Origin of the sequence: Neobacillus rhizosphaerae (assembly GCF_050477885.1) — a bacterium.
Classification (GTDB): domain Bacteria; phylum Bacillota; class Bacilli; order Bacillales; family Cytobacillaceae; genus Neobacillus; species Neobacillus rhizosphaerae_A.
The window spans coordinates 1-14,227 of sequence record NZ_JBCNAC010000108.1; the positions used below are offsets into that span (position 1 = coordinate 1).

Annotated in this window: 12 protein-coding genes; 8 read left to right on the forward strand and 4 right to left on the reverse strand. The window is 38.3% G+C overall.

Annotation, left to right across the window (positions count from 1 at the left end; genetic code table 11):
• Nucleotides 1–20: 20 nt before the first annotated feature.
• From ABES03_RS14770 to ABES03_RS14780, 3 genes are all read right to left on the reverse strand, one after another.
• On the reverse strand, nucleotides 21–1,097 hold the full coding sequence (locus ABES03_RS14770; RefSeq protein WP_430118077.1) for an FUSC family protein: 1,077 nt from the start codon (nucleotides 1,095–1,097) through the stop codon (nucleotides 21–23).
• 183 nt (nucleotides 1,098–1,280) lie between these two features.
• Nucleotides 1,281–5,750, reverse strand: a complete 4,470-nt coding sequence (locus ABES03_RS14775) for a glutamate synthase-related protein (RefSeq protein WP_430118078.1) — start codon at nucleotides 5,748–5,750, stop codon at nucleotides 1,281–1,283.
• A 321-nt stretch (nucleotides 5,751–6,071) separates the two neighbouring features.
• Nucleotides 6,072–7,367 carry a glutamate-1-semialdehyde 2,1-aminomutase gene (locus ABES03_RS14780; protein ID WP_430118079.1) on the reverse strand — a complete coding sequence of 432 codons (1,296 nt, stop codon included), beginning with the start codon at nucleotides 7,365–7,367 and terminating at the stop codon, nucleotides 6,072–6,074.
• A 174-nt stretch (nucleotides 7,368–7,541) separates the two neighbouring features.
• Here ABES03_RS14780 and ABES03_RS14785 point away from each other — a divergent pair, with 174 nt between their 5' ends.
• The 7 genes from ABES03_RS14785 to perR all read left to right on the forward strand — a co-directional run bounded on the left by ABES03_RS14785 (nucleotide 7,542) and on the right by perR (nucleotide 12,506).
• Nucleotides 7,542–8,549 carry an ABC transporter ATP-binding protein gene (locus tag ABES03_RS14785; protein WP_430118080.1) on the forward strand — a complete coding sequence of 336 codons (1,008 nt, stop codon included), beginning with the start codon at nucleotides 7,542–7,544 and terminating at the stop codon, nucleotides 8,547–8,549.
• Nucleotides 8,550–9,341, forward strand: coding sequence for an ABC transporter permease (locus ABES03_RS14790; RefSeq protein WP_430118081.1), 792 nt, complete (start codon nucleotides 8,550–8,552; stop codon nucleotides 9,339–9,341).
• Between the two features lie 3 nt (nucleotides 9,342–9,344).
• A complete protein-coding gene (locus ABES03_RS14795; protein ID WP_430118082.1) occupies nucleotides 9,345–10,130 on the forward strand; it encodes an ABC transporter permease in 786 nt (261 codons plus the stop codon).
• 103 nt (nucleotides 10,131–10,233) lie between these two features.
• A complete protein-coding gene (locus ABES03_RS14800) occupies nucleotides 10,234–10,626 on the forward strand; it encodes an ion channel (RefSeq protein WP_335533285.1) in 393 nt (130 codons plus the stop codon).
• Between the two features lie 83 nt (nucleotides 10,627–10,709).
• The gene (gene bcp / locus ABES03_RS14805; RefSeq protein ID WP_430118083.1) at nucleotides 10,710–11,180 is read left to right on the forward strand and encodes a thioredoxin-dependent thiol peroxidase; all 471 of its coding nucleotides are present in this window, start codon (nucleotides 10,710–10,712) and stop codon (nucleotides 11,178–11,180) included.
• Nucleotides 11,181–11,408: 228 nt separating this feature from the next.
• On the forward strand, nucleotides 11,409–11,966 hold the full coding sequence (locus ABES03_RS14810; protein ID WP_430118084.1) for a cob(I)yrinic acid a,c-diamide adenosyltransferase: 558 nt from the start codon (nucleotides 11,409–11,411) through the stop codon (nucleotides 11,964–11,966).
• Between the two features lie 102 nt (nucleotides 11,967–12,068).
• Nucleotides 12,069–12,506 (forward strand): peroxide-responsive transcriptional repressor PerR, encoded by a 438-nt coding sequence (gene perR, locus ABES03_RS14815; protein ID WP_413302521.1) that lies wholly within the window; start codon nucleotides 12,069–12,071, stop codon nucleotides 12,504–12,506.
• Nucleotides 12,507–12,601: 95 nt separating this feature from the next.
• On the opposite strand, the gene ABES03_RS14820 is transcribed toward perR, so the two are convergent.
• Entirely contained in the window at nucleotides 12,602–12,946 is a 345-nt protein-coding gene (locus tag ABES03_RS14820) for a YgzB family protein (protein WP_430118085.1), read from the reverse strand.
• Between the two features lie 149 nt (nucleotides 12,947–13,095).
• On the opposite strand from ABES03_RS14820, the gene ABES03_RS14825 reads away from it, so the two are divergent.
• A complete protein-coding gene (locus ABES03_RS14825) occupies nucleotides 13,096–13,971 on the forward strand; it encodes a nucleotidyltransferase-like protein (RefSeq protein ID WP_430118086.1) in 876 nt (291 codons plus the stop codon).
• Nucleotides 13,972–14,227: the final 256 nt, after the last annotated feature.

Consider the following 14,227-nt stretch of genomic DNA (forward strand, 5'->3'; position numbering starts at 1 on the left):
GGCGCTTGCGCTTTTCTTTTTTAGCTCTGGCTTTCTTCTTCAATGGACAATTCATTGTCATGGTAGGAATGAAAGCTAGTTATTAATGTATCAAGATGTTCAACCTGTTCACTATAATCAATAATTGAGGCGATGATTTGCATTGTATGATAAAGATGCGAAGAGTTTTGCTCTTTGCTTTCTTGTTGATATGCTAAAAACAAATCGAATAATTCCTTTTTATTTAAACAAATACTACCTTCTGTAATGGAAGGTGGTGTAGGAATTTTGCCGATGAATCGTAGCATAAGTTGTTCATGGTGATAAATAAGGCAATCTAACTGTTCCTGAATTGCTTGTTGAAACTGTTCAGGGAGGTGTAAAAGTTCATTTTCAAATCGATGCAGTCGCTTCAAGGTATCAAGTGCTTTTTTTGCTGTTAAAATCATTTGGCGGTATATAACAAGCTTTCGAGATTTCTCTAAAGTGTTCTTTTTAAAATAACTTCTTTCTTCTTTGTACATGGAATAAAACTGTCCCATTTGTATCAAGTTCTCTTTCAGTTTTTCGATATCTGTCTTAAGAAGATTATGATCGAAGTCGTGGCGGGTGCTTAAGCGGATCCACCTGATTATTTCTTCTGTCGTAGTAGTAATTTTAAAATATAGCTTGTTTTCGTATTTGGGAGGCATGAATACAAGATTAACTAGAAATGCCGAAAATACACCAATCATAATGGTGGAGAAACGGACACCGGCAAATTGTATAAAATTCCCACTATGAGTTTCCATGATGGAAATTAATGTAACAAGCGAAAGTCCAATGGTGTTTTCAAGCTTTAGCTTGAGATTTAGAAGAATAACGATAATGGCAGCCAATCCAATAACAATGAAATGATTTCCGAGGAGAAGCACAAAGATAACTGCAAGTAATGCACCAATAATATTTCCCTGGATTTGTTCAATAATGGTTAAATAAGAGCGGTAAATAGTCGGTTGAATTGCAAAAATCGCAGCAATTCCAGCAAATACTGGGGAGGGCGAATGCAGCAACTGACTTAGGTAAAGGGATAGAACAATAGCAATTCCCGTTTTTAAGATGCGGGCACCTAACTTCATCCAAATAAATTCCTTTCAAGAATAAGATTTATACTAGTCTGTTCAAACACATTTTAGTACTATACATCGATTAAAGAATATAATCAAGAGATATTATATGAAAAACTTATTCAAATTGTGACAAAAAAATGTAACAAAAAAACGTCCGCTTGCTGGAGCGGACGTTTTTGTATGACCTTTGGATCATTCTGTTGAAACAGATGGATCTGCTTGTTCTTTAACAGGAAGGATCTGCACAAAGTGATTTTCCGTGTCTGTTAGAAGACTGCGTAGTTGATTTGCTTCGTCTGCCTGACCATTTTGTTCAAGCAAGTCTGTATATTTGCCTAAAAGCTCATTAATATCTTGTTTTCCTTTTTCATTTAAGTCAGCAACGGAAACTTTTGCACCTTTAGCAATACGTCTTTTAATGGCTTCTTTCGTTAAACCTAATTCAGGTTGGTGTCGGATATAGACGACACCTCCGGTCATACCGGCACAAATCCATGGGCCAGGATCACCTAAAACTAAACCACGGCCATTGGTCATGTATTCGAAGGCAAAACCTTTGATATTTGCATTTGAGCCAATATTCCCAGCTTCTTTAGCAGGAATTGGCTTCTTCACAGCACCACCAATGATTAAGTCTGCACCAGAGAGACGAATTCCTGCACGAGCATCAGCATTACCTTGTGCTACAAGTAATCCTTTTTGAGCACCGTATCCAAATCCTTTTCCAACGGATCCATTATAATATAGGCCATTTTTCCCTTTGGATTTAAGGACGTGAATATTTCCACCAAAGGATGTTTTACCGACACCATCCTGACCTCCGCCATTAACGGTAATTTCGATTCCTTCACTATTATAGGCACCTAAGCCGTTTCCTGGAATGGAACCATCTTTATATTTCAGCTGGACTGGTGGAAGCTGCTTGTAGGAACCATCTAATCTGCCGCGAACACGGTGGCAGGACACTCGGCTTCCTAGGACGCGCTGTTCAGATGTAACACTTTCAAACTCTCTTGAAGAATGTAATTGGTCTACACTTCCATCAAGATACTCTGCACCAACCGCTACTTGCATTTGTACCTCTTCAATTGACTTTGAAGCAGCAGTTTTTGCAAATTGACTGATTTCAAGTGGTTTTAGTAAATAAGAAAGACTAAGCTGACCTTCGCCCTTTATTTGTTCTAACAATTCTGAACGACCTACAGCATCTTGTAGATTCTTAATACCTAATGATGCCGCAAGCTCTTTTAACTCTGTACCAAAGGCGGTAAAGAGGTTCATAATTCCTTGAACAGCTAATTCTAATTGTCTTGGAACGAAACGTCTTAGACCGTGTTCTTTTGCTTGTGCTTCAGACTCGATTTGAGTGGCAATTCCGACGTGACATGTATCTAAATGACAGCCACGGCATGTCGTACAGCCGATAGAAAGCATTGCTAATGTTCCAAATCCAACCCGATTCGCACCAAGAAGCATGATTTTCATTACATCCATTGCACTCTTCATACCGCCATCAGCCCAAAGTTCAACTTTATGACGAAGCCCGCTTTCAAGCAGGGCATTGTGTGCGGCTTTTACACCAATTTCTACTGGTAAGCCTACATGTTGAAGAGCATGGATTCTTGCTGCCCCTGTACCGCCGTCAAAGCCACTAAGGGTGATAATATCTGCACCTGCCTTGGCGATCCCAACAGCAATGGTGCCGATATTTGGAACAACTGGAACCTTAACTGCAATTTTTGCTTGGTCATTTGCTGTCTTTAATTCAAGAATCATCTGAGCTAAATCTTCAATTGAATAAATATCATGGTTATTTGATGGCGAAATTAAGTCTGAACCAAGTGTCGCATTACGAGCTTCTGCTACTTTTGCAGTAACCTTTGAACCAGGTAAATGTCCACCTTCTCCAGGCTTAGCTCCTTGACCAATTTTTATTTCTAATAAATTAGAAGAGTTTAGAAGCTCTGCATTCACTCCAAATCTTCCAGAAGCAACCTGCTGTCCTCTTGTTTTAGGATATTTACCAAGCATATCCTTGATTTCTCCACCCTCACCATTTAGGCTGACCATATTTAAACGGTCTGCACCTTCAGCATAGGCTCTAAAAGCTGTTTCGTTTTGTGATCCAAACGACATGGATGAAATAATAAACGGTAAATCATGGTCGCCAACACGAATGTCGACTTCTGTTGGTGCCACCGTTTTCGCACCTTTCTTCAGCTGAACTAAATGGCGAATAGTAGTTGGATTTTGTGTTTCCTGCTCGGAAATTTTATCTCTATATACACTATAGTCACCAGTTGCTGCTACTTCCCCAATCGCTTTCCAAATACGAGGGAATAGGTGGAAGGTCTTTCCGACTCTCTCTTTTTCATTTTGGTAATCTTCTGCTCTTGAAAAAGCATCTTGCTTCATTGCTTCAAAATCAGTTCCAATTTCCTTAGAGCCAAAGAAGTTAACGATATTTAATATATTAGCAATGGATTCATGTAAGCCAATGCTAGAGAACAGTCTTCCATATCCACGAAGCTCGTGAATCCCAATCGTTGAAATGACTTTTTCTAAGCCCTTTGTTAATGCCCCGTAAAGGTTAACTAGTGGTTTAGTTGATTCATCAAGAATGGTTAAGAACATGTAATACGGGCTAATTAAATCAGCTCCCAAACCAAACACGGTAATAACATCATGAAGGGAGCGAATGGCTGCAGAACGAATCAATAAAGAACTGTTTCTTCTTAACTCCGCCTTTACAAGCGCTTGGTCGATAGCTGAAGTCACTAAATGTGGATCAATCCAGTAATAGTCTTCTTGGTGTGCTTTTGCATCGTCTAATACAAGAAGCGTTTTTCCAGACTCTACAGCCTTAACCGCTTCATCAGCAAGTCGGATAAGTGCTTGATCAACTGTCTCTTCTTTCTTAAAGGTTGTGGAGATATAGGCAGTTAATTTTTGTTCATGGAAGTGCTGAACCAATTGATCAAAGCTTGGCTGTCCTAAAGACTCAGCACAGGTGAACCCAGCTTTTCCTTCTACGAGAAGGGGAGTGGCTAGTTCAATGACAGTCTCTGTGGTTTCATGTGTAAATAAAGTAGGACGTTTTCCAATGATTACACGTGTAGAAAAATGCTCTGTTTCCCTGTCACGATCAATCGCTGGGTTTGTAACGACTGCCACACTTTCTTTAATATAATCAGCGATATTTACTCGCTCAGGGTTAAGGGCAGCAAGTGGTGCATCATGACCTAGGGACCGAATAGGCTCTACGCCTTTTTCAGCCATTTGTTCGATCAATTGAATGTGATCACGTTCCCAACCAAAAGCCTTATATTGTCCGTTATGGATTTTGTCTGGATAACTCATTGTTACCGTTTTATTTAAAACGGGTGGCTGTAAGCGTAGTCTAGACTCCCCAAGATTTAACCGGTTTGAAAAGCGGTTGAACACTTCATTTTGGAAGCTATTCTGTTCATATACATCTAATTTGTCGCCATTCCATTTAAAACCAACCTTTTCACCAGGTGCCAAAGGCTTTGGCTCATTTACATATTCACTGGAAGGAATAATTCCAGGCTCAGAGGAGAATAGGTACGAGCTTTCTGTTTCAAGCATCCAAAGTGGACGAAGTCCTAGGGCATCTACACTAAACACAGCTTCGTCAGCATAACGGGAGATAATTCCTGCCGGGCCTTGTGCAAAGTGCCCCCATGCCTCTCTTAAATAAGTATATAAATCTTGTAGTTCATTAGAATAAGCCTTTATTTCATTGATGATTGGAGGAAATAAAAGGTCCATCGCTTCGAATAAGGAATATCCTTGACGGCAAATTAATGTTTCCATTGTTCGGCTTAGATCTTGTGAGTCACTTCCGTCTTTTACAAGTGGAACACCGATCATTTTTGCCTCATCTCGAAGTTTAGCAATCGTGTTGATTTCTCCATTATGACCAAGCACACTAAAAGGCTGTACTCGGAAAAAGCTAGATAACGTATTAGTAGAATATCGATTATGTCCAAGAGTCATAGTTGATGCTACGAGTGGATGCGCTAAATCATGGTAGTAGCGAGGGAGGATATCTCCTGCACCCATTACTTTATAGACGACATGATTTTGACTTAATGATGCTACATGAACTTCATCGTTCATTTCAAAATCAATTAATGTTTCGAAAAGAGCTTTCGTTAATTCCTGCCCTTTTTTATTAGATACACAGGCAAACTGCCAAAACACAGGATTTTCTTGAATGGCGATAGGGCCAAGTGCTGAAGGGTCTGTTACTTCATCTGACTCATAAACTAACTCAAACTCATACTTAGCAAGCTTTGTAAGTAATTCTTGCTTAGTAGATTCCCAGTTAACCTTTTGGCTGACGAAAACATGGCCTACTGCAAACTCCTCTTTCTCCACAAGCAGCGGGTCAAGACCTGCCTGGGATAATTTTTCTTTCCATAAATTGATAGGAATATCGGTATGAATACCAACTCCGTCACCTTCACCGTTAATAAAGCCTGCGCGGTGATTCATCGTAACAAGGGCTTCAATACAATCGAAAATATTCTTTTTAGTCGGTTGTTTTGATTTTTCAAGACAAGCAACTATACCACAGGCATCATGTTCTTGTTTATGGAATTCTTTAAAAAGGGAAGGGCTCCATTTTTGTGTCATTTTGTAGGGCTTAGCGGGTTGTCCGCTGAAGCCTAGTCACCTCCTATGAAACTTTAAATTAGAGAATATTTAATTATTCGTAGTTTGTAATCGATTTGATACTTTAACGGGGTGTTTGGTTAAAGGATTAAAAATAATAATAATCTTATAGTATCATATGAATTTTCAGAAATCAAATAAATATACAAAACTTTGGATACAAAAATAGCGTTAAATGGGTAATGGATAAATGAGGAATATATTAGTGTAAACGTTTTCATTTGCTTTTAAAAAATAAAAGGGAGTGATCATCACACCCTTTTGTGCATAAAATGTGTATATTTATTCGTTGTTTAGTTGAGAAAATGCATTTCTTACTGCATGTAAAGTAGCTTCCACGTCTTCTTCTGTATGAGAGATGGTTAGAAACCATGCTTCATATTTTGAAGGAGCTAAGTTAATTCCTTGGTGTAGCATGAGTTTGAAAAACTTAGCAAACATTTCTCCATCGGTGTTCTCCGCTTGTTCATAATTTTCTATTGTTTCATTTGTAAAATAAACGGTAAATGCGCCTTTAAGTCTGTTAATCGTAATTTGAACATTAAACTCTTTAGCCGCTTCTAAAATTCCTTCCTCGAGCATCGCACCAAGTCGATCCAAATATTCGTAAACCCCTTCTTGCTTCAGAACTTCTAGGCAGGCAATTCCTGAAAGAATGGAAGCTGGATTACCGGCCATGGTTCCTGCTTGATAGGCAGGCCCTAGTGGAGCAACCTTTTCCATAATTTCCTTCCGTCCGCCATAGGCACCAATTGGCAGGCCTCCGCCGATAATTTTTCCAAGCGCTGTTAAATCCGGCTTAATTCCTAATAAGTCCTGGGCTCCACCATACATAAAACGGAATGCTGTAATCACCTCATCATATATGACAAGTGCACCTGCTGCATGTGTTAGGTCATTCACTTGTTGAAGGAATCCTGGCTTGGGTTCTACAATCCCAAAGTTTCCGACAATTGGCTCCACCAAAACTGCTGCAATTTGACTTCCCCATTTTTCTAAAGCTTCTTTAAAGGGTTCGATATCATTAAATGGTACCGTGATTACTTCCTGGGCTATGCTTTTTGGAACTCCCGCAGAATCTGGGGTGCCTAGAGTAGAAGGACCTGATCCAGCAGCAACAAGTACAAGATCAGAATGGCCATGGTAGCAACCCGCAAACTTAATGATTTTATCTCTCCCTGTGTAAGCCCGTGCAACGCGGATCGTAGTCATGACCGCTTCTGTTCCTGAGTTAACGAAACGTACCTTATCCATATAAGGCATCGCTTCCTTAATCATTTTGGCGAATTTTACTTCATGTGGAGTGGGTGTTCCGTAAAGTACGCCACTTTCTGCAGCGCGTGTAATGGCTTTTGTGATATGTGGATGAGCATGACCAGTAATAATTGGGCCATAAGCTGCAAGATAATCAATGTATTGATTCCCGTCGACATCCCAAAAGTATGCGCCTTGTGCACGTTCCATTACTACCGGTGCGCCACCGCCAACTGCCTTGTAGGAACGGGACGGACTGTTTACTCCACCAACAATGTGCTGAATCGCTTCGTTATGTATTGTTTCAGAATTTGTAAATTGCACGATTTTTCCTCCTTCAATTGTATCTACCCTATTTTATCACTTTTTTGGGGGTCTATTATCTATTTCAACTTTTAGAAAATTTCATTTGAGTGCAGGTTAGTTGTTTTAACCACTTGATTTGGCTAAACTAATGTTTTAGGAATGCTGTGGGAACCATGCTTTGGGAGGTACTGGATGAAGAATATTATAGAAGTACAAAGCTTAAGGAAAGAATTTAAATCCTATTCAAGTAGAAGTGGTCTAAAGGGTGCATTTAGGGATTTGTTCACTAGAAATTATAAGGTGATTCCTGCCGTTAATGATATCAATTTTTCAGTGGCGCAAGGGGAGATGGTTGGCTACATTGGAGAAAATGGGGCGGGGAAATCTACCACCATTAAAATGCTGACAGGCATATTAACACCTACGTCTGGTGACATCATTGTCAATGGTATGAATCCTCATCGAGAAAGAGAAAAATTTGTCCAAACCATTGGGGTTGTTTTCGGCCAACGTTCACAATTGTGGTGGGATATTGCCGTGCAGGAATCGTTCCGTCTTTTGAAAAAGGTATATAAAGTATCAGATGAACACTACGATGATCACATGAATCATGTTATTAAAACCTTGGATATTGAACCGCTCTTAGATAAACCGGTTCGCAAATTATCCCTTGGGCAACGGATGCGTTGTGAACTTGCGGCCGCACTCATTCACAATCCTCCTTTACTATTTTTGGATGAACCGACCATTGGGTTAGACGTGCTAGTAAAATTGAAGATCCGTGAATTTTTAAAAGAAATAAATGAGAAATATAATACAACGATTCTGTTAACAACACATGATTTATCAGACATCGAAGCATTATGTGAGCGCGTCATTATGCTTGACGAGGGAAAAGTAATTTATGATGGCGCCCTTAAGAATCTTCAGGAAAAATGGGGCGAAGGGAAGGAACTACGTTTTCAATTTCTTGAAAAAGTAGACTTAGCTGCTGTTAGAAATTTGACAAGTGGCATTCCAGTTAAATGGGAATTGGATGAAAAAGACCAAGTTTTTATTGCATTTGTAGATGATAATGACGAAATAATCTCTCAGGTGATTGCAAAGGTGGTAGCTGGATTTAAAATAAAGGACATTAAAATTAACGAGACGTCCACAGAAGAGATTATTAGAAATATATATGAGAAGGGTGCTGTGTAAGTGGATAAATACTTAGAAATGATTAGAATCCGCTTTTTAATGATGCTCGCTTACCGGACAAATTATTACACAGGGATTCTAATATATAGTATCAACATTGGAGCCTACTACTTCTTATGGAATGCGATCTATGGGTCAAAAGAACAAATTGTCGGTCTTTCGGTTATTCAAATGACCACCTATGTCGCTGTTTCCTGGATGGCGCGTGCGTTTTATTTTAATAATCTGGACCGTGAAATGGCGTTAGAAATAATGGAAGGAAAAGTAGCCATCGAGTTAATCCGCCCCTACAATTATCTGACGATGAAAACAATGCAAGGGCTTGGCGAAGGTGTCTTTAGGCTATTCTTCTTTTCGGCACCTGGTATGATCATTGTTTACTTCATTTTCCCTATCCATTTTACTTGGGAACCCAGCGTTTGGGGATTATTTGGTCTATCCATTTTATTAAGCTTTTTTATCAATACAGAGTTAAACTTATTAACAGGGATTACCACTTTCTTCTTATATAATAACGCAGGGCTAATCCGGGCGAAACGAGTGGTGATTGATTTGTTCTCTGGGCTTCTTTTGCCCATTAGCTTCTTTCCGGGCTGGGCTCAAGAAATTATGAAATTTCTTCCCTTTCAAGGGATCAGCTACTTTCCAAGTATGATTTTGACAAAAGGTTTCTCACACCAGCAAGCAATCGATGCGATTATGCAGCAATTTGTTTGGGTTATTGTATTAATCGTGCCTATTCAAATTCTGTGGTACTTGGCAAGGAAACAGTTGATTATTCAGGGGGGATAAGGGTTGTTTTATATATCTATGTTTTTTCAATACACATCACAGTACATTAAAACTAGATTTCAATATCGGGCAGATTTATTTGTAGAGTTTTTTTCAGATTTACTGTCTCAGGCGATTAATCTTGTTTTTATATTGGTAGTTTTTGGCCATACAAGTTTACTTAATGGCTGGAGCAGAGATGAAATTATTTTTATTTATGGTTTTTTTCTAGTACCTTCTGCCGTTTTTTCTTCCTTTTTTAATATATGGGATTTTAACGAACGATATATTGTAAAGGGGGAGCTTGACCGAATACTTACAAGGCCAATTCATAGTCTCTTTCAGATTATTCTCGAGCGAATCGAACTGGAGTCCTTATTAGGAGCCGTAACCGGACTTGCTGTCATGTTCTATGCGGGGAGTCGTTTAGGCCTAGAACTGCATTGGTATGACCCATTTGTATTTGTCATTTTTGTTATTGGCGGTGCACTCGTCTATGGCGGGATCTTCATCATGATTGCCTGCATTAGTTTTTGGGCAGATGCACGAACCTCCCTTATGCCGATGATGTACAATATTAGCAGTTACGGTAGATATCCAGTTAACATCTATAATAAGTTAATTCGCTTTGTATTAACCTGGATCATCCCATTTGCCTTTGTTGGTGTGTATCCTGCTGCCTTTTTTCTTGGGAAAAACGAATGGCTTTGGTATTCCTTTTTAACCCCAGTCATAGGTGTCGTCTTTTTTATCCTTTCTATCCTACTCTGGAATCAGGGGGTAAAGAAGTATAGGGGCGCAGGAAATTAATGATTTTATTCGAAATCAGGCTTTTGCCTGGTTTTTTGCTATTTTATTGACCAAGCCTGCATAGGAATAGAATAACTCTCATTGATTGTAGGGGTGGTCAAACATGTTTTATTTCTTACTTCCGATTGTCATTTTTTGTATCTTTATGAGTTTGCGAACATTATTTATCCCTAATACTCTAAGTGGGAAGTTTGCATCTGTTCAAAACTTCCTTTATTTAGGCTCGGTTTACTTAACCGTTATTATAGGATTTGGACTGATTTATCTTTTGTTTTACTTGATTGGCTTGCCACTACTAAAAGAAGTAAATCAAGATTCTCAAAATAATATCTTTGAGACCAGTTTTTATTTTAGCGCGATGACCCTTTTTTCTGTTGGAAACGGGGATGTCCTCCCGAATGGAGTAGGGAGAATTATTGCTGTGATCGAGGCATTAATTGGGTATACACTTCCGGCTGCATTTGTTGCAAAAGTGATGTTGGATAGGGAAAAGTAGGTTACATCGGTCAATTATTTGTATTATCAGGAAAGATTCGTTACGCTATAGATAAGGAATATTTTACAATTGGAGTGATTAGAATGACAGTTGAAACGGGTAAACAAGCCCCTGAATTTGAGCTTGAAGCAAGCAATGGTGAGGTAGTTAAACTTTCAGATTTTCGCGGGAAAAATGTTGTCCTTTATTTTTACCCTAAAGATATGACCCCTGGGTGTACAACAGAAGCATGTGATTTTCGAGATCAGATTGAAAAGTTCAATGACTTGGATGCAGTAATCTTAGGTGTGAGTCCGGATCCAACCTCTCGTCATCAAAAGTTTATTGATAAATACGGATTACCCTTCCTTCTTTTAGCTGATACAGATCAACAAGCTGCTGAAGCGTACGAAGTGTGGAAGTTAAAGAAAAATTTTGGTAAGGAATATATGGGGATTGAAAGGTCTACGTTTATTATCAATAAGGATGGCCAACTCGTTAAAGAATGGCGAAAGGTTCAAGTTAAAGGTCATGTAGAGGATGCGTTATCCTACATACGTGAAAACCTAAGCTAATTATTTGCTCTCTAGCCTATTTTCGCTAGAAAAGGCTTTTGTCCAATGCAAGAAGGGTTATTTTGAATATCATTTTATTAGGGCATACCTCCTCAGATAAATTTTGGGTCCATAGTGACCCTTTTTTTTATGTCTAAAAAACGATACTATCATAATGTCTGATATCATGGGAATATATGTGTATAAAACTGAAGCTAACATTACCATTACAAAGGGGAGGAATAGTGTATGAAGATCTATACAAAAACAGGAGATAAAGGGACAACATCTCTTATTTACGGACAAAGGGTATCGAAGAATGATGCGAGGGTTGAAGCGTACGGAACCTGTGATGAAACAAATTCTATGATTGGTCTTGCCCTTAGCCATTTAAGAAATGAAAATTTTCAAGAGAAAGAAATAATAGAAACTGTATATCATAAAATACAAACGAACCTTTTTCATGTGGGAGCTGAGCTGGCAACGCCGATAGGTAAAGAAGTTAAATGGTCACTCACTTCTCTTGATGTGGAGGAAATGGAAAAGCAGATTGATGTTTGGAATGCATCGCTTTCCGAATTAACCAATTTTATCCTGCCGGGGGGGCATCCCGCAGCAGCTGCTTTTCATGTAGCTCGGACAATGGCAAGAAGGGCTGAAAGGTGTGCGGTCTCATTAGGTGAGGACGTAAACCCACTTGTATTGGCCTATTTAAACCGACTTTCAGACTTATTGTTTATTACCGCTAGGTATGTTAATAACCGGTTAGGCGCAGAGGAACAAACCTTGCATGAAAAAAGTAAATAATCAATGGGGTTTATGAGGTTGCAATATTGACAAAAGTATAAATATGTTAGTAAAATTAATTATAACAATTATAATCTAAGAATATTTTTGGAAAAGAGGTGCATGGCGATGAATCAATTAAAAGAAGCGTTGGATACCTTAAAGGAAACTGGGGTACGGATTACTCCACAACGTCATGCGATACTTGAATATTTAATAAACTCAATGTCACATCCTACTGCAGATGATATTTATAAAGCATTAGAAGGGAAATTCCCTAACATGAGTGTGGCGACAGTTTACAATAATTTACGAGTATTTCGTGAAGTCGGTCTGGTAAAGGAATTAACCTATGGTGATGCATCAAGTCGTTTTGACTTTGTTACGTCTCATCACTATCATGTTATTTGTGAGCAATGCGGAAAAATAGTTGATTTCCATTACCCGGGACTTGATGAAGTAGAGCATCTTGCCTCACATGTAACAGGATTTAAAGTTGAGAACCACCGTATGGAGATTTACGGCTCTTGTCCTGAATGTGCCAGTAAAGAAGTCCATTAATTTTAGAATACGGCTCTTTTTTTACAATAAAAAGGAGGGTGCCTGAACCATTACGGCTTGACAGCTGTTAGGTCTCAGTCATCCTCTATTTATTTTTATTCCTTTTTATTATAGGTCTCATCGAACTCTTCGCCTTCAAGTTTAGGATCAAGGGTTAAAGGTTCTCGACAATACATACACATATCCACTCTGCCTAGCATTTTCGTAGGTTTACCGCAGCTAGGGCATTTGACTTGGATGGTTTTTGTTGATAACATCCCAATCCAAAAATAAACGACAGTACTTGCGATAATAAAAATAAGACCTAAAAGCATAAAGATGGTCATAATAACTGGTGAGGTACGAAAATAAATACCTCCATACATAACAATAAAGCCAATAAAAATTAAAGATAGTGCAAAGCTGCGAATTTTATTTATTTTACTCGAATATTTTGCCATGTTACTCCCTCCTAGAGAAACTATATCATATTTAACTATGGAGAAAAAAGGTTACGCAGAAGAATGTCGAAATTTGTCTTTGAAGAAAGAAGGAAATCTGTTTTCACTGTCGAACCTATATATACCCGAAAAAATTGGAGGAATGATGAATGGAAGACATCCTTCGGCCTATTTACCAAGAAAGGGCGAGCCAATCAAATACCCTTGGAGTTTTGTTAATTGAAAAAAAACAAAAATTAAGTCATATTACTGATTCTTTTGATGTCATATTACTAGTGATTGTTAAAGAGGCAGAACGGCCTGTGTTTATTAAGCATTATACGTATGACAATAAAAAGGCAGCGATGCACATCATTGCAGAAGAACAACTACAGGAATGGCTCTTACTAGGTACCAATCGGAAGATATTCGAATGGCTCCATGATGCAAAAATTCTCTTTGATCGGAATGAATATGTAGCCGATTTAAAGACAGAACTACGAGAGTTTCCTTTTAATGGACGGAAAATCAAGATGGGATTAGAGTTTGCCAAGTTGATTCGTCGCTATGTTGATGGAAAAGCGTTATTTGAAAGTAAACAGTTTTTGGATGCGTATAATCATGTTGTTCACTCCTTGCATCATCTAGCAAGGTTAGCGGTAATTGAAAATGGTTTACATCCAGAATTGACTGTGTGGCACCAAGTGAAACAAATTGAACCTGAAATATATAAGTTATATGAAGAGTTGGTTAACAGTGAAGAAACACTAGAGAAACGATTAGAGCTTTTATTCTTGGCAAGCGAATTTATGATTCATTCAAGAACCTCAATCTGTAGTGTTCATTTATTAGAAGTACTTAGCAGTAAGGAACATTGGTTATTTAATGAAATAATGAGCGAAAAAGAATTAATACCTTATTCTGTGGATTTAGTGGTCTTACTTGAGTATTTAATCGAGAAACATTTAATAGATATCGTTAATATTGAAACCAAGGGTCATGGGGTTTATCACCGTTGTTATCAGGTGGCAAAAAAATTATCGTAAAAAAACATTAATTCCTATTGACCTTTTGTTTATTACTTGGTATATTAATAACCGTCGCTGCGAAACAATTGATTAAAGCTTTCGCCGGTGACGGTTTATCTTTTAAAAAGATGTTGACATCGTAAATAACTTTATGTTATATTAATAAAGTCGCTTACGAGCGATATCGAAGATTGCACTCTCAAAACTAAACAAACAAGAAACAATCAAACAAACAATAATATTTCGTTTCTTTTTTGAAACGAAGCCAACGTAA